The sequence below is a fragment of the Constantimarinum furrinae genome (assembly GCF_014295415.1).
GTDB lineage: Bacteria > Bacteroidota > Bacteroidia > Flavobacteriales > Flavobacteriaceae > Constantimarinum > Constantimarinum furrinae.
This window is the reverse complement of sequence record NZ_CP052909.1, coordinates 1091406-1114163: the sequence shown is the minus strand read 5'-3', so window position 1 is coordinate 1114163 and position 22758 is coordinate 1091406. Positions and strand designations below refer to the sequence as shown.

The following is a 22758-nucleotide window of genomic DNA, read 5'->3' as shown; positions in this document are numbered from 1 at the left end:
ATGAAACCACCCTATTACGCCGTTATCTTTACCAATCTCCAAACCAATAACACCGAGGGCTATACTGCCATGGCAGAAAAAATGGAACATCTGGCTAAACAGCAACCGGGCTTTCTGGGCATGGAAAGTGCCAGGGACCATTTGGGAATTACTGTGAGTTATTGGAAAACGACAGCTGCCATTAAACAATGGAAACAGAACCTTGATCATCTTGAAGCCCAACAAAAGGGAAGATCGCTATGGTATAGCTGGTATCGTACCCGAATTTGCCTGGTGGAACGCGACTATGAATTTACTGCCTCTTAGTCATTTCTGTTAAACTCTTGCCAAATGTTAAATTACCTTATACAAATTCTGCCCGGTTAATCGTTACACCTACATTACCCCTCTTTTTTAAGAATAAAAAGTACCAGTCTAATCCCCTCATTTGAGGTTAAGGCCTTGGCTCTGCCATTGTATTACACCACAATTTAGAGTACTTTTATTCATGTCTTAAACCATCTTTTATGAAAATCCTGCAGCGCCTATCCATCCTTGTCGTGCTACTAATTATAACCGCTTGCGGCGACAAAAACGATTCCAAGAACCATTCAGAAACCGACAACCTTTTCAAATTCAAAGACTATATTTCATATAACACTTACGGAAATCAGTCAATAGCAGAACCCATTCGTATCGAACTTTCTCAACCATTAGAGCAGTACGAATTCAACCAGGAGATCCCTTCCGAATACATTAAGATCTCCCCGCGAACTAAAGGAACCCTTTTTCTAGAAAACGGCCGATCCCTTATTTTTAAGCCGGAAGACCATCTTAAACCAAACACAGAGTACAGCGTAACTGTAAAACTGAACGAGCTGTATGAAGATATCGACAAGGAGTTTAAAGAATATACCTTCAGTTTTAAAACCATCACCCCTAACTTTAAGGTCGATCTAGCCAACCTGCAATCCTATTCAAAAAAATGGCAATATGTAAACGGAACTCTGGAGGCTTCAGATGTGATCACCCTCGAAAATGCTAAAAAACTGATCTCTGTCTCACAGGGCAATCAAAAATTAAAACTAAACTGGTCATCCGATGCTGGGCTTGCAAAATATTTCAATTTTACCATAGACAGTATACAGCGAACTATTGAAGATTCGGAAATTAAGATCCTGTGGGATGGAAAACCTATTGAGTCCAAAACCAAAGGAAGTACAGCATTTAAGATCCCCGGACAGAATAACTTTACCATAGTCGATCTTAGCAGCAGCCTGTCACCGCAAGCTTCCCTAGCCATAAACTTTTCAGACCCCCTTGAGGATAATCAGGATTTTGCCGGGCTGGTAGTCATAGAGAACAATACAGATCTACGTTATGAAGTGGATGGAAATGTTTTACATGTCTATCCGTCAAGTCGCGTGGTGGGTGATGCGAGAGTTACCGTATTTAATGGAATAAAGAACACCGAAGGCTTTTCATTGAAGAAGGAATTTTCAGAATTGGTTGCTTTCGAACAGCTTAAACCTGAGGTTCGAATGGTCTCCGCCGGAGTGATCCTGCCCAATGCCGCATCTACTCCACTATACTTCGAAGCCGTTAATCTTTCGGCCGTCGATGTTCGTATCATCAAGATCTATGAGAACAATATACTTCAATTCCTGCAAACTTCTAACCTTAACTACAGCAATGCTTATGATGTGCGCAGAGTTGGAAGACGAATTGCCAAAAAGACCATTCAGCTTAACGAAAACAACATTGGAGAAAACGGCTTGTGGAAAGCTTATGCCATAAATCTATCTGAATATTTCAACGCCTCGCCTGGAGCACTATACCGCGTGGAGATAAGCTTTAAAAAGGAATACAGTATATACGATTGCGAAGCCGCTACAAGTGATCCCAATGTCGAAGAAGATTATTATGAAGATGATTACTACGAAGATGAATACTATAGCAGCACAGGCTCTGGCAACGAAGACGAGCGCGAAGAGCAATATTGGGATAATGAGATCTACCGTTGGCGTAATTATACCTATAACTGGCAACAAAGGGAAAATCCGTGTCACGATGCCTATTATCATGAAGATCGTATTGCGAGTACTAACGTATTAGGATCGGATCTGGGATTGATCGTAAAGAAGGGGAATAATCGCTCGTATCACTTTGCGGCCAATAATTTACTCACCACCGATCCCGAATCGGGTGTTTCCATTGGATTATACAACTATCAACAGCAATTAATTGAAACGGTAACTACCGGAAGCGATGGATTAACCCTCTACGACAGTGATCGAAATATCGCTTTTGCGGTGGCTAAAAAAGGTAAACATTACGCTTATGCGAAACTGGACGACGGAAATGCCCTTTCTCTTAGTAAATTTGATGTTTCGGGGAAAGAATTGCAACGTGGACTCAAAGGCTTTATCTATACTGAAAGAGGCGTACATCGCCCCGGGGACAGCATTCATCTTACCTTTGTATTGAATGACGAATTGAACAAGCTCCCTAAGGGTCATCCTGTAAAACTGGAAGTAACAGACGCACGCGGTAAGTTAGTTCAACGAGATGTTGCCAATTCGGGGGTGAATGGATTTTACTATTTTCCCATAAGTACACAGGCAGCGGCACCCACCGGAAACTGGAATGCAACCGTCTATGTGGGTGGAGTGTCCTTTTCGAAAACCCTGAAGGTTGCTACCATTAAACCAAACCGACTTAAAATTAAACTCGATTTTGAGGACGAGATCCTCGATGCCAGTAAGGCCGTTAAAGGAACCGCCACCGCACTTTGGCTTCACGGAGCTCCGGCAAGGAATCTGAAGATCGAAATGAACGCCACCCTTCAAAGTACGGGAACAGCTTTCGATTCATATAAGTCTTATGTTTTTAATGATCCTATCCGCAGTTTTTCTGAAGTAGAGATTCCGCTCTTAAACACTCAGCTTTCTTCGGAAGGGGTTACCCATTTTTCTGAAAAATTCGAGCTAAGCAATAAAGCCCCTGGCATGTTGAAAGCGACATTCCTCACTAAAGTGTTTGAAGGTGGCGGTGATTTTTCTATCGATGTGTTCTCTAAGAATTTAGCGCCCTTTAGTCATTTTGTCGGACTTAGATCGCCGAAACCTCATCGATACGGTTCCTATTTTACTGACGAAAACACCCAATTTGATGTCGTATCGGTAAACGCTCAGGGAAATCCCATCGGAAACCGTGAATTGGAAGTGAAGGTTTTTCGTATCGAATGGCGATGGTGGTGGAACCGAAGCGGAGACAATCTGTCGCGCTATGAAAATTCGGTTGTACACCGTCCTTACAAGGATTTAAAGATCATTACTGATACAAAAGGCAAAGGAAGCTTTACCCTTAATATTCCCGAAGACGATGGTGGGAGATATCTTATAAGAGTCACCGATAAAGCTTCGGGACATGCGACAGGGCGCATTACCTATTTTTATCGCAATTGGTGGAAGGCTCCGGTAGACGGAGATTCTGAAAGTGCCAAAATGCTTGTTTTTTCAGCAGATAAAGAAAAATATAATGTAGGAGAAGAGGCGGTAATTTCGTTCCCTTCAGGAAGTGAAGGACGTGCTTTAATTAGTGTCGAAAACGGAACAGAAGTACTTTCAACAAAATGGGTAAAAACTAAAAAAGGTGAAACCAGGGTAAGTATTCCCTTGTTAAAGGAAATGGCTCCCAATGTGTATGTCAATATTTCACTGTTGCAACCTCATGAACAGACAAAGAACGATCTACCTATAAGACTATACGGCGTGATCCCAATACTGGTTGAAAACCCTAAGACCATTATAAATCCGGTGCTTCAGATGCCCGATGTGCTTCAACCCGAGCAGAATTTTAAGGTCAGTGTTTCCGAAGAAAACGGAAAAGAAATGACTTATACCATTGCTATGGTCGATGAAGGGTTGCTCGATCTTACTCGTTTTAAAACTCCCGAAATTCACGATGCATTTTACACCCGCGAAGCACTGGGAGTAAAAACCTTCGATATTTACGATTTCATTATTGGAGCCTATTCGGGCAGTGTACATAATATTTATGCCATAGGAGGCGGCGATGTGGCGGCCGGAGCCAAAAACCGAAAAGCAGATCGTTTTAAGCCGGTTGTAAAATACCTTGGTCCGTTTACACTCAAAAAGGGACAAACGGCTTCACATAATATCACCATGCCAAATTATATCGGATCTGTACGTACCATGGTGGTTGCAGGAGAAAATAGCGAAAGTGCTTATGGAAAGTCAGACAAGACCACTCCGGTTAGAAAACCGTTAATGGTTCTGGCTTCGCTTCCGCGGAAATTGTCTCCGGGAGAAAAAGTGACCCTCCCTGTAACGGTTTTTGCCATGGAAAAAAAGGTAAAAAATGCGTCCATTCAGGTTAAGGTTGGTGATGGACTCAAACCCCTAGATGGTACCTCCAAATCCATTACTTTTTCTGAACCGGGAGAGCAGATCGTAAACTTCGAGTTTGAGGTACTGTCAACTCCGTCCATACAAACCGTAGAAGTTCTGGCGTCGGGAAGTGGTGAAAAGGCGAGCTATAAAGTCGAGATCGATATAGAAAATCCGAATCCTGTTTCTCAAAAAACAACGCAGTACGTGCTCCGGGAAAACGGAGAAAATACGATCGATTTTTCAACCTACGGAGTTGCAGGAACCAACAAGGCCGTACTTGAAATTTCAACACTTCCTCCCATGGACTTTGGCAAACGACTTGAATATCTAATTCGTTATCCACACGGCTGTGTAGAGCAGACCACCTCAGCCGCCTTTCCACAACTTTTTCTGGCCGATGTACTCGATATTCCGTTCGCTCAAAAGAAAAAGACCGAAAAGAACGTAGAAGCAGCTATAAGCAAATTGAGTCAGTTTCAAATTCCATCGGGCGGGATCAGCTATTGGCCCGGTGAGCGTGAACCAGATGCCTGGGCGACCAATTATGTTGGGCATTTTATGTTGGAGGCAAAACAGAAAGGCTTCGCTATGCCCATTACCTTTATGAGCAATTGGTTGCGGCACCAACAAAATGAAGCACGACAGTGGCGTCACTCCCAAACGTCTTATAACTCGAGCATGATTCAGGCATACCGTCTTTATACCCTCGCCTTGGCTGGGCAGCCCGAACTGGCCGCCATGAACAGATTACGGGAGTCCAAGCACCTAAGTAATGACGCCAAGTGGCGATTAGCTGCAGCCTATGCCCTTGCAGGAAAAAAGAATGTAGCCGAACAAATAGCGCAAACAGCTACCCTTGTTTTTGAGCCCCAAAAAGCAAACGAGTATACCTACGGATCGCCATTCAGAAATAAAACCATGGCTCTGGAAACCATGGTTATTCTTGGAAATCAAAAACAACGGGATCTTGCCGTAAGTGTTGCTAAAGAGTTGTCGTCTCAAAACTGGTACAGCACACAGGAAACGTCCTATGCCTTGTTAGCCATGGCAAAGATGATCGAAAAGAACGGGGGGAAATCACTGGAAGTTGCCCTTGTGCAAAATGGTAAAACCGTTGATCTTAAAACCGATCGTACTATTGCGCAACGGGATTTGGATATCACTATGGGAACCAATTCCGTTGTGGTAAACAACAAGAAGAGCAATGTGGTTTACGTTACTCTTATCCAGCAAGGTAAATTGCCTCTGGGTGAAGAACTAACTGCTTCCCGAAATCTTAAGCTCAACGCACAGTTTAAGGATGGCAAGGGTAAAAAGATGGATGTTTCCAAATTAAGGCAAGGAACAGAGATCAACGCTCAGGTCATCATCACAAATACTTCCAACGATCTGGTAGATAATATTGCACTTTCTCAGATTTTTCCAAGTGGTTGGGAAGTGGTCAACACCAGTTTTACAGAATTGGGAGGGGGCGCATCCGGAAATGCACGATATACCGATATTCGGGATGACAGGGTAAACTTCTATTTCAGTTTGCCGGCTGGTAAATCCAAGACCTTTACCGTAAAACTGAATGCCTCCTATTTGGGAACTTATTATTTACCGGGAGTACAGGTGGAAGCGATGTACGATAGCAATTATTACGCACGAAATAAAGGAATGTGGATCGAGATCGTGAAATAAGATGAAAAAGTTTATCGGAAAGAGCTTGAAGTTTATAACCCCTAAGGTGATACTTGGAGTACTCATCATACTTTTTCTTGTCTGGCTATTTTGCCTACCAAAACCTCTTTTTGATGATCCAACGGCTACAGTAACGGAGAGTCGGGAAGGCGTGATGTTGGGTGCACGAATTGCAGATGACGGGCAGTGGCGCTTCCCACAAATGGACTCCGTTCCGTATCGTTTTGAGCAAGCCATTCTTTATTTTGAGGACGAGTATTTTTACGAACACCCGGGGTTCAATCCGGTATCCATGAGCAAAGCACTGTGGCAAAATCTTACTACCGATACCCGCAGAGGTGGCAGCACGCTCACTCAGCAGCTTATCCGATTGTCCAGAAAAAACAAAAAACGGAGTTATGCCGAAAAAGCGATAGAACTTTTTCAGGCGACCCGACTTGAAGCTGGTTATTCTAAAAAAGAGATCCTGGCATTGTACGCTTCGCATGCTCCCTTTGGCGGAAATGTTGTAGGACTCGAAACGGCATCCTGGCGCTATTTCGGGATTCCTTCGGAAGAACTAAGTTGGGGACAGGCAGCTTCCCTTGCTGTCCTTCCCAATGCTCCGGCTTTAATTTTTCCAGGCAGGAATGAAGTTATTCTGAAAGAAAAAAGGGATCGTTTATTGCTGAAATTATTTCAGAACGAGATTATTGACCAAACTACGTACGAGTTGGCGATCGCGGAAAAACTCCCCGGAAAACCAGTTTCGCTACCTGAAATTGCTCCACATCTTACCGAACAGATTCGAAGATCCCATCGTGGACAACGTATACAGACAACACTGGACGTAGATCTTCAGCGAAAGCTAAACCGAATCGCAAGTGAACATCACTTTATTCTGAAACAGAATGAAATCCAAAATCTGGCCATCCTCGTCCTCGATGTTGATACTCGAGAAGTTCTCGCCTATGTGGGAAACGCTCCTACCAGCGAAGAGCACAATAATTACGTGGACATCATCGATAAACCCCGAAGCACCGGAAGTATTTTAAAACCTTTGCTGTTCACGGCTATGCTGAATAGTGGCGAACTGCTACCCAATACTCTGGTCGCCGATGTTCCCACTGTGGTTAACGGATATAACCCCGAAAACTTCGATAAGAAATACAATGGTGCGGTGCCGGCTTCGGTGGCGCTATCACGCTCACTCAATGTTCCGGCAGTACGAATGTTGCAAAGTCACGGACTCCAACGGTTTTACAACTCATTACAAGATGTTGGCATAAAAAGTCTCACACATCCTGCCGATTATTACGGGCTCTCCCTAATCCTAGGAGGCGCCGAAAGCTCACTTTGGGAAGTAACTAACGCTTATGCAGCGATGGCATCCACGTTAAATGAGCACAACCGTAGCTCTAGTGAATACCGTCCAAATGAATTTGCAAAGGCTACTTATATCAGGGAAGTCGAAACGGATTATGGCAAAAGACAGGCCACGCCACCGGTTTTTAATGCCGGGGCCATTTACCATACTCTAAATGCATTACAGCATGTGAACCGGCCGGACGGTGAAGAGAACTGGAGTTTTTTCAGCAATGCACAACCTATAGCCTGGAAGACGGGTACCAGTTTTGGTTTTAAAGATGCCTGGGCCGTTGGGGTGACCTCGAAGTACGCCATTGGAGTCTGGGCAGGAAATGCCGACGGGGAAGGCAGACCGGGACTTACCGGAATTCAGGCAGCAGCTCCGGTCTTATTTGACGTGCTGGATGTGCTACCTGTTGCTGAGTGGTTTGCTGTACCTTTTGATGAACTCACCGAGACAGAGGTCTGTGTTAAAAGTGGCCACCTGGCCGGTGTTTTTTGTGAGGAAGTAGCAACCGATTGGATTCCGAAAAACGGTATTAAAACCGAAGCCTGCTCCTATCACCAACAGATCTTTCTAAACCAATCTGAAAGTATGCAGGTCAATTCTTCCTGTTACGAATTAGCAACGATGAAACAGAGAAGTTGGTTTTCACTTCCCCCTGTAATGGAATACTATTATGCTCCTTTACACCCCGAATACAATCCGTTGCCTCCATTTGCTTCAGACTGTTTAAGAGACGGAGAGCTTAAAATGGAATTTATCTTTCCGAAGAAAAACGAAACGATACTCCTTCCCAAAAACTTTGATGAAAGCGTGAATGACGTGGTATTCAAGATCGCTCATCGCAGTCCGGAGACCGCTGTATTCTGGTATCTGGATTCAGAATTTATTGGTAGTACTCAAACATTTCACGAGTTATCCTTGGCACCAAAACCCGGAAACTATCTGCTAAAGGCAGTAGACAGCGAAGGAAATGAAGTAAGCAGACGTGTGGAAATTTCCAGAGCTTCCCTTTAATTGCTGCATCAAAGCGCACAGATTTATTTCCTATTTTAGTGCTATGACAAAATGGGGTCTTCCGCTATTGCTGCTTTTTTTAAACCTTGCCTGCTCTCACGAACCCGTTAACGAGCGAATTTCGCTTAATGCCAACTGGCAGTTTTCTCCCTTGGGCAATTCCCATTGGCAGGAGGCAAAAGTTCCGGGAAGTGTGCAAATGGACTTGCTTCGGAAGAAACAAATTCCTCACCCATTTTTGCTCAATAACGAAGATTCCATACAATGGGTTTCCGAGACGCACTGGGAATATAAAACCCGGTTTAGGATAAATGATTCCACGCTACAAAAACAGAAACATATCCTACAGTTTGATGGCCTGGATACCTATGCCTCTGTCTATTTAAACGACAGCTTATTGCTTAAAACGAACAATGCCTTCAGAAGGTGGGAACACGACATATCGGACCTATTGCTAGCTGAAAATGCACTCCGGATCGTTTTTGAAAGCCCCGATTCTATAGAAAGATCAGAAGCTTTAAAACTCAATTATGAGTTACCTGAAGCACCTCGTGTCTTTACCCGGAAGCCACAGTTTCAATACGGTTGGGACTGGGGCCCTACCCTAAAAACCATGGGAATCTGGCGGGATATTTCGTTGCTTAGCTACGAAAATGTTCGGCTTAAGGACGCTTTTGTAAAAACGGAATCTGTAAGTGACACCCTTGCCCTGCTCACTGCCTTAGTCGAACTGGAAACAGTGAACAAGGATGAGATCACTGTAGTCGTTAGAAATAATACAACCGGGGATTCCTTCGAGGAACACATAACACTTAGTCCGGGCATCAAGGAATACTCCGTTCCCGTTTCCATTGAAGATCCAGAACTATGGTGGACGCACGATCTGGGAGAGCCGTTTTTGTATGACTTCAGTATTACTATTAAAAAGAACAACGACGTGCTTCAAAAACTTCATAAGAAAGTGGGAGTGCGTACTATTCAACTCATTACCGAAAAGGATCCTTTGGGTGAGAGTTTCTACTTTAAACTGAACGACCGACCCGTATTTATGAAGGGTGCAAATTATATTCCGCCCAATATTTTTCTGTCTGAAACAACCGAAAAAGACTACCAAATTCTCCTAAACGATGTAACGAATGCCAATATGAATATGCTTCGCATTTGGGGAGGTGGCATCTATGAAAATGATACTTTCTACGATCTGTGTGATGAAAAGGGAATACTGCTTTGGCAGGATTTTATGTACGCCTGTGCCATGTATCCCGGTGATCCCGATTTTCTTGAAAATGCGAAACAGGAAGCGATCGATAATGTAAAACGATTGCGGCAGCATCCCAGTATTGGCCTTTGGTGCGGTAATAATGAGAACAGTGAAGGCTGGCATCGATGGGGCTGGAAGGATGCTAAAACAGAGGTCCAACAGCAAGAAATATGGAATGGGTATTATGCATTATTCAATCATATTTTGCCCAAGGTGGTAGATAGTCTGCATCCATCGGTTTCCTACTGGGAAAGTTCCCCAAAATTTGGAAGAGGAGACAAGCGCTATGCTTCGGAAGGCGATGCTCACGACTGGTGGGTATGGCATGATGGATATCCCTTCGAGCATTTTGAAGAAAACGTTCCCCGGTTTATGAGTGAATTCGGATTTCAATCATTTCCATCCCTTGAGGCCATTCGCTATTTTACCCAACAGGATTCCATAAACCTCATCCATCCTTCTTTTGCCAATCATCAGAAGCATGCACGTGGATTCCAACTTATAGATTCCTATATGAAACAATATTATCCGGTTCCAGAAGATGCTAAGGAATACGTATATGTGAGTCAGTTGCTGCAGGCTTACGGGATCACCAAGGGCATTTATGCCCATAGGGCAGCAAAGCCATACACCATGGGCAGTTTATACTGGCAGCTGAACGATTGCTGGCCGGTAGTTTCGTGGTCGGGCATAGACGGACTGGGCAACTGGAAAGCCTTACACTACCGCGCCAAAGACGCCTTCAAAAATATCATCATTGTACCCCGGCTTAAGAACGACACCCTTCAAATTCATCTTGTAGACGATAATCTGAAACCTGCATCGGGCAGGCTAAATATTGCCATCAAGGATTTTAAAGGAGAGATATTGTTTGAAAAGTCTGTCCCATCGGTCGCAACTTCTGTAGAAAGCAGCCAAGTTGTATTTGAAATATTTCTGAAGGAATTTTCAATAGATTATTCGAGCAGTTATGCCGATGTCCGTTTCGGAGATACCAGACGAATCTTCTTTTTTGTTAAACCGAAGGATCTACAACTTATTTCTTCTGAAGTATCTACCGAAATTGAGTCCACAAAGGATGGTTTTGAGATTCGATTGACTTCCGAATCACTTCAGAAGAACGTGTTTTTACAGACCGATGAAGCCGGGAGATGGAGCGACAACTATTTCGATCTGCCCCCCGGAGAGGAGCGCGTTGTTCAGTTTAATACCACTACCAAGAAAACTCCTAAGATTAGGATCTTAACCTTAAACCAAATTATGTCAAATTAATGCGATACTTGCTAACCATACTGTTTCTTGTCCTATTCCTTTTTCAAAGCTGTAATTTTTCAGAAAAAGAAAGGAGTGATCCTAAGGTCGTTTTGATCCCCAAACCGCAACAAATGGAACAATTTCAAGGGGCATTGGTCTTAGAAAAAAACATTTTGGTCTTTGTACCAACAGAGTTCGAACTGGCCGGAGATTTTCTGGAAGCCTATATTCAAAACGGAAGTGCGATCAATGTGAAAAATACTTCCGTAGAACAAGCAGACATCATCTTTAGGAAAGTGGACGCTATGGCTCCTGAAGGTTATTCCCTTGAAATAAATAACAAAGGTGTTATTATAAGTGCTCCCGATGCTGCAGGGGCATTTTATGGGGTACAAACGGTGCGGCAATTGTTGTCTCCCCATTTTGAAAGAACAAAGGGCTATGCTTCAGATGGTGTTGAACTCCCATATCTAATGATTAATGATGCTCCGGCCTTCCCTTACCGTGGCATGCATCTGGATGTGTCCCGACATTTCTTTCCGAAGGAATTCATTAAAAAATATATTGCAAGTCTGGCACTCCTTAAAATGAATTACTTTCACTGGCATCTTACCGACGATCAGGGGTGGCGCATTGAAATTAAATCATACCCCGAATTAACAACCAAGGCTGCCTTTAGAGAGGAAACACTTATTGGTCATTACAACGATTCACCTCAAAAATTCGACGGAAAGCGATACGGAGGGTTTTATACACAGGAAGATATTAAGGAGATCGTCGCCTTTGCGCAAAAGCACAATGTAACCATCATCCCCGAAATTGAAATGCCGGGACACGCACAGGCGGCCATAAGTGCTTATCCCGAATTGGGTTGTGCGGGCAAAAACGTAAATCCAGCTACCAAATGGGGTGTATTTGAAAACATATTTTGTCCAAACCAAAAGACCTTTGCATTCTTGGAGGATGTACTCACCGAGGTAATGGAATTATTTCCCGGAGAATATGTACATATAGGCGGTGATGAAGCGCCTAAGACGCAATGGAAAAAATGTGCTCGTTGTCAAAATTTGATAGCGGAGCACCAGCTTAAAGATGAAAGTGATCTACAGAGTTGGTTTATTGGGAAAATCGAAAAATTTGTAAATAGCAAAGGCAAAAAGATCATTGGCTGGGATGAGATCCTCGAGGGTGGTCTGGCTCCCAATGCAGTGGTGATGTCATGGCGGGGAGAAAGTGGTGGTATTGAAGCCGCAAAGCACGGAAATGCTGTGATCATGACCCCTAATTCGCATCTGTATTTCGATTATTATCAGGCCGAAAATGATGACGAACCTTTGGCGATTGGCGGATTTATCCCCCTAAAAAAAGTATATGAATATGATCCGGTTCCTGACGAACTCACTGCCGTGGAAGCCAACAACATCCTAGGCGCCCAGGGAAATGTCTGGACCGAATATCTAAAAACTTCAGAAAATGTTGAATATATGGCGTTTCCACGAATGCTGGCATTGAGTGAAGTGGTATGGAGTGGTCCTACCAAAAACGACAATGTAGGGTATGCTAACTTTGTGTCCCGACTTGAAGATTTTTATCCCCGATTGGATGCATTGGATATCCATTATGCCAATCATTTGTATGAGTTGGACGGAAAAGTCCTTAAGAAGGGAAAGGAAGTCTTTTTTGAGTTAAAAACACCTACTGCCGGAAAGCAGATCAGGTATTCTTTAAACAATTCAGAAGAAATTGAATACAACTCCCCATTTCAGATCACCGAAGACGTTACAATAAAAGCGCGATTGTATGAGGGTGAAACACAGTTGGGTGAAACATACCATAAGCAGATAAACTTTCACAAAGGAATCACCGGGAATATCGCGATTAATGTCGAACCGCATCCGGCTTACAGCTCTGGTGGGAAAATGGCTATCATCAATGGCGTATCGGGGAGTGACACCCGATATGGAGATACCGAATGGCTGGGCTTTTGGGGAGACGATCTTGAGATAACCATAAATCTTACAAATCCTTCTGAGGTTCGTCATCTTTCAACTCGTTTTTACAATGCAACCGGCCAATGGATCTATGCGCCGCGGAAAGTTGAAATAGTAGGAACCTTAAAAGGAGGAACAGAAATAAAGCAGATCATTCCTGTTGAAATTAATGACAACAGTCGGTTTGCTGAAGTTGAGGCAGACTTGAGTGAGTTCGAACTAAAAGATTTACAACATATTAGACTAATCGTGCCTTCGTACGGAATAATTCCCGACGGAATGCAGGGCGCCGGCAACAAAGCCTGGACGTTTATAGATGAAATATATATCGAATAATGATCGTAGAAATTTGCGCCAACAGTTTCGAAAGTGCTAAAGCAGCTCAAATGGGTGGAGCTCATCGAATTGAACTTTGTGAAAATCTAGCCGTAGGTGGGGTGAGTCCGTCGCACCATTTAATTAAAAAGGTAATAGATGAACTTGACATTCCAACGCATGTACTGGTGCGTCCCCGAGGTGGTGATTTTTGTTATTCGGAAGAAGAATTACAGGAGATGTTAGACACAATTTCCTATTGCAAGACACTGAAATGTCCCGGCATTGTAAGCGGAGTATTGACTTCGGAAGGATCTATTGATGAACGAAGGACAAAAACGCTGATACAAGCAGCCGATGGGATGGAATTTACCTTTCACCGGGCCTTCGATCGTGTTTCAGATCCGCTGAAATCACTACAACAACTTCAGAAATTACAGATTACACGTTTATTGTCGTCCGGGCTTCAGCAGTACGCGGAGGCCGGCATTGAATTATTGAACCAATTGAGAGTATTTTCAGAAGGAAAACCGGAGATCATGCCGGGAAGCGGGATTACTTCAGAAAATGTAATGCTCTTTAAAAGAACAGGATTTACCTGTGTGCATTTATCTGCTATTCCTAAACAGAATGTCATTCCAAACTCACTTTTTGAAACAGGCGTTGTGGGTACTTCAGACGTACATGAAATTAGGAAGGTAGTACAGTTGGCTCAATAAATTACCGGACTAACGCAGCGGGAAGCCTTTCGCAGCCCACCACGGATGGACTTCTATCACCAAACGACCTGCTTTTACCATAGGGTCCATATTGGCCAGACTGTCTGCCATTTTTAGGGTAGGTACATTATAAATGGTAATTCCGCGTATGTCCCCATCATCACCAAAAGGTCCTGAAATTGAAGCATACCCTTCATAATACATTCGTCCCAAATGCTCCATGTGCAATTTCTGAAGACTATCGGTAACTTCCTTCGGCTGATCTCTAACCGGTCCTCGTTTTAAAAACGCAATAAAATACTGTTGCATTAAGGTGCTATCTCCCGATCTTTCATCGACATAATCGAAGATCTGATAGCCTTCTTTCATTAAGCGTTCCTTGAGCTCGGAAAAAGACTCTTTTTGCATCACCGCTTTTTCATCTATGTGCAATGAATCGGAATGTTTATGATCATGGTCGCTGTGATGTGCATCATTTTTACAGGCGGCAAGCCCGATTAAAAGTATAGTGAGTAGTGTGATCTTAAATTTCATTGTTCCAGAATTTATATGCGTGCTTACTAAGTTGCGAATTATAATATTTTGCCTCTCCGGTGACTTCCAATCCCAGCCAATCGGGGGAAGTAAAAACTTCATTTTCGGAGGCCAGTTCAATTTCGGCTATAGTGAGGCCGCGATTATCCCCCAAAAATTCGTCCACTTCAAAGGTATGGTAACCAACTTTAATTTCATATCGAATCTTTTCAACTACGCCTTCTTCACATAGGGAAAGAAGCGCTTCTGCATCTTCAACAGAGATTTCCTTTTCCCATTCGAAGCGTGTTGTCCCTAAGGTATTCGACATCCCTTTTACCGTAATAAAGGCTTTTTCACCTCTAATCCTAACGCGAACTGTTCGATACGGATCGGTATTTAAAAACCCCTGTTTAATTAGGGTTTTTGTAAAGGCTTCCGCTTTATAGGCTTCGGAAGTCACCAAAAATTTTCTCTCAATTTCAATCATGATGTTATGACAAACTCTCACTAAGATATTATAATTTTATGGGATGGAGAATACCTTTCCGGTTCGAAAGATCATACACGTAGATATGGATGCTTTTTACGCTTCGGTGGAGCAATTAGACAATCCAGATCTGGTTGGAAAACCTATTGCCGTTGGCGGAAGTTCGGTTAGAGGTGTTGTAAGTGCTGCAAGCTATGAAGCGAGAAAATTTGGAGTGCGAAGCGCGATGAGCGGAGTGGCCGCAAGACGGAATTGCCCTGACCTTATTTTTGTAAAGCCGAGATTCGACAGATACAAAGAGATCTCTAAAGCCATTAGAAATATCTTTTATGAGTATACCGATCTTGTAGAACCGCTCTCGATGGATGAAGCCTATCTGGACGTCACTCAGAATAAAAAAGGAAATCCGAGCGCAACCCTTATTGCGATGGAGATCCGTAAGAAGATAAAGGACAAATTAGGGCTTAATGCCAGTGCGGGAATATCCATCAATAAATTTATCGCCAAAGTTGCCAGTGATTTCAATAAACCCAACGGTCAAAAAACAGTACCCCCAGAAGAGGTTCTTCCTTTTCTGGAAGCACTTGATATTAAAAAATTCTACGGAGTTGGGAAAGTAACCAAGGAAAAAATGTATCGATTGGGGATTTTTACCGGGAAAGACCTGAAATCGAAGACAGAAGCATTTTTAACCGAACATTTTGGAAAAAGCGGAACATACTACTATCAGGTCGTTCGCGGAAGTCATAACAGCGCAGTAAAGCCTTCGCGAATTCAGAAGTCATTGGCTGCAGAGCGCACCTTTAATGAAAATATCGCCTCCGAAGTTTTTATGCTGGAACGATTAAAACAGATCGCCGAAGAAGTAGAACGCCGGTTGAAAAAAAACAAGATCGCTGGAAAAACCATTACGCTAAAAATTAAATACAGTGATTTTACGTTACAAACAAGAAGCAAGACCTTACCACATTTTGTGTCTTCCGCATCACTGATCTTGGAGACTGTTAAAGATTTGTTATTTCAGGAAAAGATGCAGGAATCGGTACGGTTGTTGGGAATTTCAATATCCACCCTCAACAACGAACAGGAAAAAAAGAAAACTTTAGAACAAAATTACAGTGTAGATGTTCAGTTAAAATTAGATTTTTGATCAACCTTAGTTAAAACCCGTACTTATGTAAAACCGCTACTTTATAATTATTAACTTAAATCCACATCGTTATGAAAAAAGTAGCATTTTCCATTCTGTTTATTGCCCTTACAGCCCTTATGATCTCGTGTAACAATGAGACCAAAGACACCGAAACCGACACGACTTCAAATGATCTTGCCGTTGCCGATATCGACGCATCTGAAACTTCCCCGGAATATTTGTATGTAACAGCCTTCAGCGGACTTTCACTCCGTGAATTCAATAATCTCAATAGTGAAAAGCTTTCCGTAATGCCATATGGCACCAAAGTACGAGTGTTGACTCCTGAAAAAAACACCACCATGACCGTAGGGGGAATTAAAGGAGGCATGGATGAAGTAGAATTTAATCACAAAAAGGGTTTTGCATTTAACGGTTATCTGTCGCGATTCTTTCCTCCGGAGCCCGACATAAATTTTACGGGCTATGCCACCCAATTGAAAGAGCAGTTCCCCAACGTCTCCTTTGAAGAAACAGCAGGAGGAACGGCAAGTAAGCCATCTACCACCAAAACTCTTATGTTACCGACGACAAAGTGGCACGAAGCCTATTTTGTTGCACAGCGTCTCTTCGATTTTCCAAAAGAGCTTGCATTCCCCGATCCCAAAGGAAGCAATCAAGAAACAGTGAAGGATAAAAAACCTAAAAAGGATATCTGGACCAGTGAACTGCGCATTAGTCGTAACGACAATAGCTTAGAAAAAATAGAATATGTCTATAAAGCAAAAAACATTTCTAGAACAGTTTCTATCGTAAAAGACGGAGAGGCTATGAAGATCTCGGAAACCGAGACCATCGAATAGGTTTATTTTACAAGTGAAACCCGCAGCGTATTAACCATGCCTTTATCGGCTATGGGCATGGCTGCCAGATTGATCAGATAGTCGCCCTTGTCTACGAATCCGTAGTCACGGGCGATCTTGTTTACATCCTCAACGGTTTCGTCGGTACTAACGAATTTATCGTAAAAGAAGGCCTTTACTCCCCATAGCAAGTTAAGTCGTGAAAGGATCCGGTGATTGGAAGTAAATACCAGAATGTGAGCAGACGGACGCCAGGCAGAGATCTGAAAGGCAGTATAACCACTATTGGTTAGCGTACAAATTGCTTTTGCTTCGATCTCATTCGCCATGTGCGCCGCGTGATAGCAGATCGATTTGGTGATATAACGATTGGTTCTTATATGTGGTGGTTCCTGTGGAACATGAATTAAAGCCGAATTTTCAACACGTTTTAAAATATTAGACATGGTCTTGATCACTTCTACAGGATACTTCCCTACGGATGTCTCTCCTGAAAGCATTACGGCATCGGCACCGTCCATTACCGAATTTGCCACGTCGTTTACCTCGGCCCGCGTTGGGGTGAGCGATGTGATCATGGTTTCCATCATTTGTGTAGCGATGATCACGGGAATTCGGGCCCGTTTTGCTGTGAGCACTAATTCTTTTTGAATTAAAGGGACTTCCTCTGCAGGCACCTCTACCCCGAGATCTCCACGTGCAACCATAATTCCGTCGCAATAGGCGATAATTTTATCAATATTTTCAACTGCTTCGGGTTTTTCAATCTTCGCGATAATTGGAATCTTGTACTCACTGTGTGCTTCGATGATCGCCTGCAACTCCTTAAGGTCGTCGCTGTTTCGAACAAATGATAAAGCGATCCAATCTACTTGTTGAGAAATGGCAAAAATAGCGTCTTCCTTATCCTTGGCCGTGAGTGCCGGAAGAGAAATGGAGGTATTGGGAAGGTTGACTCCCTTTTTGGAACGCAATGGACCTCCCTGAATTACTCTAGCCTTAACTTCATCCTTTTTATTGGTCTTAAGTACCTCAAAAATGAGTTTTCCATCGTCTAATAAAATGCGCTCTCCCGGATTTACATCTTTGGGAAAGTTATCGTAATTCATATAAATGCGGTCCCGGGTGCCTTCAAATTCCTCTCCGGTACAAAAATAGAGCTCATCACCCGTGTCAACTACCACTTCTTCCTTCATGAGACCAACACGCAATTTAGGGCCTTGCAGGTCGGCCAGGATTGCCGTAGATGTCTTTAATTCCTTTTGTACACTTCGGATCATCTTAAGACTCCTTTTCACATCTGAATAATCGGCATGAGAAAAATTTACTCTAAAGACATTTACCCCTTCTTCGATCATTCGTTTAACGACAGCTCTTTCTGAAGTTGCGGGTCCGAGTGTAGCTACTATTTTTGTTCTTTTAAATTCTGGCATTAATCAAAAATTAAATTGTTCTTGGACTTTATCTGATCAAGATCGAGACTATATGCCGAAATTACTTGTTTTATTTCATTTATTTCTGAAATAAGTTTGCGAAGCGGAATAACCTCAAAATCTGATTGTATTTTCAGAAAATAATCTACTTTTTTGTATTCCGGAATAAGATAGGTCACGACAGACCTGTCTGAAAAATCCTCACTGAAAAGTCCACTGGAACTGGTATGCAACTGTGAAGATTTACATTTGTTCGCAACCAGATTGTAAGTGGTATAGAACATGGTATGTTCAAATTCGAATACCGGAAACGTAACGTCCATCCCTTTGCTCGAATATTCCAGATCTACAGGCTTTCGCTTTAATTTTAAAGAGGCAAAACGGTTTAAGAGATACGCAACTTTATAGGATTCTTCGCTGCAATGAATGGCGATAAGAGAATAATCCTCATTTAAATCGTCGTCCAGTATGAGTTTGTGGTGTGCCATTCAATTTTTTACTAAAATTATAACAATGGCGTCACATAGAAAAAAAATCAGGCCCTTTCTGTATCCATTCTTTTTTGAAGTTTAAAAAACGCTCTTTTTGCAGCGCGCTCTTCGGCCTTTTTCTTTGAGGTGGCTCGGGCCTTTCCCACAGTTTCATTGTCTAATTTCAGACGAACTGCAAAGTGCTTAAGGGCATCATTGCCTGTGTCTTCATATACCGAAAATTTAAAGGGCTTTTTATTTTTCTGGCACCATTCGATAAACAGGCTTTTATAGCTAATTACCTTCCCTTCCAGTTTCTGTATGTCGACATAGGGTTTTATCACGCGCTTATTTATGAACTTCTCCACATATTTGTATCCTCTGTCGAGATAAATCGCCCCAACAAGCGCTTCAAAGACGTTGCCGTGGATATTGCCGCCAAACTGACTTAAAGGAATAGTTGTTTTTACAAAACTGATCAAGTTTAGATCACGTCCTAATTCGTTAAGATGTTCCCGGCTAACTACTTTAGATCGCATTTTAGTTAGATATCCTTCGTTTCCTCCGGGTACTTCCTTAAAAAGATGAGAGGCGATCACAGACCCGATCATGGCATCACCCAGAAACTCCAAACGTTCATAGTTTTGAGAGTGCCCGTCATCGTTTTTCTCGTTCATGGAACGATGTGTAAATGCTTCTTCGTAGATCGAAATGTTCTTGGGTTTAAATCCCAGAATTTTCTTTAAGGAATAAAAAAAATCCCCGTCGGTTGAAGAACGAGAATTAAATATGTTTTTAATTGATGCCATTTACATTTTTTAGGCCTCATGTCTTTTAAATAGTACACAGGCATTGTGCCCTCCAAAACCAAAGGTATTGCTCATGCAGATCTTAATGTCTCTTTTCTGTGCCTTGTTGAGTGTAAGATTCAGATCCGGGTCAATATTCTCATCCACAGTGGTGTGATTGATGGTAGGTGGTACCGTGCCGTGTTGCATTGCAAGTATAGAAGCAATAGCTTCAATGGCCCCGGCAGCTCCCAACAAATGGCCGGTCATAGACTTGGTAGAATTAATGTTGATATCCTTAGCATGATCACCAAATACTTTTCCAATAGCTATTAATTCGGCAACATCACCCAGTGGTGTTGAAGTACCATGAGTATTAATGGCATCAACCTCTTCCGGTTTTACGTTGGCATCGCGGAGGCAATTCAGCATTACACGTTCCACTCCAATTCCATCGGGGTGTGGGGCTGTCATATGATATGCATCACTAGACATTCCTCCACCAATTATTTCGGCATATATTTTAGCACCTCGTTTCTTAGCGTGCTCGTATTCTTCAAGGATTAAAGCACCTGCTCCTTCTCCCAATACAAATCCGTCGCGGGTAGCGTCGAATGGTCTGGAAGCGGTTTCGGGGCTGTCATTTCGTGTAGAAAGTGCATGCATGGCGTTAAACCCGCCCATTCCGGCTTGCGTAACGGCTGCCTCACTTCCACCAGTGACAATAATATCACAATGACCTAACCGAATATAATTTAGTGCATCGATCATTGCATTTGCCGAAGAGGCGCATGCAGATACCGTAGTATAATTTGGCCCCATAAACCCGTGTTTGATAGAAATATTACCCGGGGCAATATCGGCTATCATTTTGGGAATAAAAAAGGGGTTGAAACGCGGTGTTCCATCCCCTTTTGCAAAATTTATTACTTCATTCTGAAAAGTTTCCAGTCCGCCAATCCCTGCTCCCCATATTACCCCGACTCTGAATTTATCGATCTCATCGAGATTGAATCCTGCGTCTTCTATTGCTTCATCTGATGAAACAAGGGCATACTGAGCAAAACGATCTAGCTTTCTGGCTTCTTTTCTGTCGAAATGATCTTCTGGATTATAATTCTTTATTTCACAAGCGAACTTTGTCTTGAACTTTTCAGTATCAAAATAGGTAATCGGTGCACAACCGCTTTTCCCGTTTACTAACCCATCCCAATATTCTGAAATAGAGTTACCAATAGGAGTAAGGGCGCCAAGACCTGTTACTACAACTCGCTTTAATTCCATAAAGAAGTAGTTTTATTTAGCCTCTTCTATATAGGAGATTGCTTGACCAACTGTAGCAATGTTTTCAGCCTGATCGTCCGGAATCTGAATATCAAATTCTTTCTCAAATTCCATGATAAGCTCTACCGTATCTAAAGAGTCGGCCCCTAAGTCGTTAGTGAAGCTGGCTTCGTTTACAACTTCGTTTTCGTCAACACCTAATTTGTCTACGATAATCGCTTTTACTCTTGATGCAATGTCTGACATAATTCTTGATTTTTTAATTTAATTATAAGTGGCAAAAATAAAATTTTTTAATTTAAAACACCATTTTAGAGATAAAATGTGAACTGTCTTCATTAAAAACATCAATTAAATATAATTGACTTCTTTATGTATTCGATCTTTAAATATAAACCTATTAAATTTATAAAGATTAAACCAAATTAAACAATTTTGGGCGAAGTAAAACCCTATTGCCTTACTTTTGTTATTTATTTACTAATTTACTTCTAAACCCCCAAACCAACTTTTATGAAGAAGCGCATTGTGGTTTTTGCTTCAGGTAGTGGTACCAATACTCAAAACATCATTCAATACTTTCAACAAGGTGAAGTTGCCAGGGTAGTTCTTGTCCTTACAAACAACAAGGATGCCAAAGTACTAGATCGTTCCAAACAGCTGAATACCAAATCGTTATACTTCAATAAAGAAGATCTATACGCAGCCGATGGTGTCTTAAATATACTGCGAGAGACGAATCCAGATCTCATAGTTCTTGCAGGCTTTCTTCTAAAATTTCCGGCGCACATTCTACATGAGTTTCCTAATAAGGTCATCAATATCCACCCCGCACTTTTGCCAAAATACGGAGGAAAGGGAATGTATGGCAGTCATGTGCATCAGGCAGTTTTGGAGCACAAAGAGAAAGAAACGGGTATTACGATCCATTATGTAAATGAACATTATGATGAGGGCGCTATCATCTTTCAGGCAACTACGGCTGTTATCCCTTCCGATACTGCCAAAACCATAGCGGAAAAAGTACACCAATTAGAATATAAGTGGCTCCCGAAAGTGATCGAAAAAATATTGGTTTCAGAAGAAAACGACCTCCCACTCAGTTCCCATCCCTCAGAGGAGCGGGAAGGCAAAAACTACCCTTCATGAGTAAAAAGAAACAAAAATTCTATGTGGTTTGGTTTGGAAATCCGGCTGGGATTTTCGGAAGTTGGGAAGAATGTAAGCGATCGATAAGCGGTGTTAAGGGTGCCCAGTACAAATCCTTCGATACATTTTCCGAAGCAAAGACCGCTTACAATAAGGAATACGCCGATTATAAAGGAAAAGGGGCAAAGAAGAAAACACTATCCAAAGAAGAGCTGGCAAAAATTGGCGAACCAAATTTACTCTCCATTTCAGTAGATGCTGCCTCCAGCGGAAATCCTGGGAAAATGGAATATCGCGGAGTGGATACGCAAACTCATAAACAACTTTTTCATCAAGGACCCTTTTTGCAAGGGACAAATAATGTAGGAGAGTTTCTTGCCATTGTACACGGACTCGCCTTTCTGAAGCAACATAACAGTGATCGTTTAATCTACACCGATTCACGGATCGCAATGGGTTGGGTAAAGCGTAAAAAGTGCAATACCAAACTGAAGCAAACGACAAAAAATAAAAAGTTATTCGAACTAATTGAACGAGCCGAAAATTGGCTTAAAACAAACCGTTACACTACTAAGGTCGTAAAATGGGAAACCAAAGCCTGGGGGGAAATTCCGGCAGATTTTGGTAGAAAATAAACTTATATCGGCTGTT

General features: G+C 42.4%; 17 protein-coding genes. 10 read left to right on the top strand and 7 right to left on the bottom strand.

Features of this window, described 5'->3' with window-relative positions; translation table 11 throughout:
• The 6 genes from ALE3EI_RS05125 (at position 1) to ALE3EI_RS05100 (ending at position 13985) form a co-directional block, all read left to right on the top strand.
• On the top strand, positions 1 to 306 hold the full coding sequence (locus ALE3EI_RS05125; protein WP_186991567.1) for an antibiotic biosynthesis monooxygenase family protein: 306 nt from the start codon (positions 1 to 3) through the stop codon (positions 304 to 306).
• Between the two features lie 200 nt (positions 307 to 506).
• The gene (locus ALE3EI_RS05120) at positions 507 to 6077 is read left to right on the top strand and encodes an alpha-2-macroglobulin family protein (protein WP_186991564.1); all 5571 of its coding nucleotides are present in this window, start codon (positions 507 to 509) and stop codon (positions 6075 to 6077) included.
• Between the two features lies 1 nt (position 6078).
• Positions 6079 to 8445, top strand: a complete 2367-nt coding sequence (gene pbpC, locus ALE3EI_RS05115; protein WP_186991561.1) for a penicillin-binding protein 1C — start codon at positions 6079 to 6081, stop codon at positions 8443 to 8445.
• A gap of 43 nt (positions 8446 to 8488) precedes the next feature.
• Positions 8489 to 10978: a beta-mannosidase gene (locus ALE3EI_RS05110; protein WP_186991559.1), complete on the top strand. Its 2490-nt coding sequence runs from the start codon at positions 8489 to 8491 to the stop codon at positions 10976 to 10978.
• A complete protein-coding gene (locus ALE3EI_RS05105; RefSeq protein WP_186991556.1) occupies positions 10978 to 13287 on the top strand; it encodes a beta-N-acetylhexosaminidase in 2310 nt (769 codons plus the stop codon). The genes ALE3EI_RS05110 and ALE3EI_RS05105 overlap by 1 nt, the downstream gene beginning before the upstream one ends.
• Complete coding sequence (locus ALE3EI_RS05100) at positions 13287 to 13985, top strand: copper homeostasis protein CutC (RefSeq protein WP_186991553.1); 699 nt, start codon at positions 13287 to 13289, stop codon at positions 13983 to 13985. Before ALE3EI_RS05105 ends, ALE3EI_RS05100 begins: the two co-directional genes overlap by 1 nt.
• 9 nt (positions 13986 to 13994) lie before the next feature.
• On the opposite strand, the gene ALE3EI_RS05095 is transcribed toward ALE3EI_RS05100, so the two are convergent.
• Positions 13995 to 14519: a YciI family protein gene (locus ALE3EI_RS05095; protein ID WP_186991550.1), complete on the bottom strand. Its 525-nt coding sequence runs from the start codon at positions 14517 to 14519 to the stop codon at positions 13995 to 13997.
• Complete coding sequence (locus tag ALE3EI_RS05090) at positions 14509 to 14988, bottom strand: CYTH domain-containing protein (RefSeq protein ID WP_186991547.1); 480 nt, start codon at positions 14986 to 14988, stop codon at positions 14509 to 14511. Before ALE3EI_RS05090 ends, ALE3EI_RS05095 begins: the two co-directional genes overlap by 11 nt.
• A gap of 43 nt (positions 14989 to 15031) precedes the next feature.
• Between ALE3EI_RS05090 and dinB the strand changes: the two genes are divergently transcribed.
• Both dinB and ALE3EI_RS05080 read left to right on the top strand, forming a co-directional pair.
• Complete coding sequence (gene dinB, locus ALE3EI_RS05085) at positions 15032 to 16138, top strand: DNA polymerase IV (RefSeq protein WP_186991544.1); 1107 nt, start codon at positions 15032 to 15034, stop codon at positions 16136 to 16138.
• 71 nt (positions 16139 to 16209) lie between these two features.
• On the top strand, positions 16210 to 16983 hold the full coding sequence (locus ALE3EI_RS05080) for an SH3 domain-containing protein (RefSeq protein WP_186991542.1): 774 nt from the start codon (positions 16210 to 16212) through the stop codon (positions 16981 to 16983).
• Positions 16984 to 16985: 2 nt separating this feature from the next.
• Here the strand turns inward: ALE3EI_RS05080 and pyk are convergent, their stop codons facing one another.
• The 5 genes from pyk to ALE3EI_RS05055 are packed head-to-tail and all read right to left on the bottom strand — an operon-like array spanning position 16986 to position 21204.
• Positions 16986 to 18416: a pyruvate kinase gene (gene pyk, locus ALE3EI_RS05075; protein ID WP_186991539.1), complete on the bottom strand. Its 1431-nt coding sequence runs from the start codon at positions 18414 to 18416 to the stop codon at positions 16986 to 16988.
• Positions 18416 to 18904 (bottom strand): IPExxxVDY family protein, encoded by a 489-nt coding sequence (locus ALE3EI_RS05070; protein WP_186991537.1) that lies wholly within the window; start codon positions 18902 to 18904, stop codon positions 18416 to 18418. The genes pyk and ALE3EI_RS05070 overlap by 1 nt, the downstream gene beginning before the upstream one ends.
• 47 nt (positions 18905 to 18951) lie before the next feature.
• A complete protein-coding gene (gene rnc, locus ALE3EI_RS05065; RefSeq protein WP_186991534.1) occupies positions 18952 to 19695 on the bottom strand; it encodes a ribonuclease III in 744 nt (247 codons plus the stop codon).
• Between the two features lie 9 nt (positions 19696 to 19704).
• Positions 19705 to 20958 carry a beta-ketoacyl-ACP synthase II gene (gene fabF, locus ALE3EI_RS05060; protein ID WP_186991531.1) on the bottom strand — a complete coding sequence of 418 codons (1254 nt, stop codon included), beginning with the start codon at positions 20956 to 20958 and terminating at the stop codon, positions 19705 to 19707.
• A gap of 12 nt (positions 20959 to 20970) precedes the next feature.
• A complete protein-coding gene (locus ALE3EI_RS05055; RefSeq protein WP_034259990.1) occupies positions 20971 to 21204 on the bottom strand; it encodes an acyl carrier protein in 234 nt (77 codons plus the stop codon).
• A 267-nt stretch (positions 21205 to 21471) separates the two neighbouring features.
• Here ALE3EI_RS05055 and purN point away from each other — a divergent pair, with 267 nt between their 5' ends.
• The gene (gene purN / locus ALE3EI_RS05050) at positions 21472 to 22107 is read left to right on the top strand and encodes a phosphoribosylglycinamide formyltransferase (protein ID WP_186991528.1); all 636 of its coding nucleotides are present in this window, start codon (positions 21472 to 21474) and stop codon (positions 22105 to 22107) included.
• Complete coding sequence (locus ALE3EI_RS05045) at positions 22104 to 22742, top strand: ribonuclease H1 domain-containing protein (RefSeq protein WP_186991526.1); 639 nt, start codon at positions 22104 to 22106, stop codon at positions 22740 to 22742. The genes purN and ALE3EI_RS05045 overlap by 4 nt, the downstream gene beginning before the upstream one ends.
• The last annotated feature ends 16 nt before the right edge of the window (positions 22743 to 22758 follow it).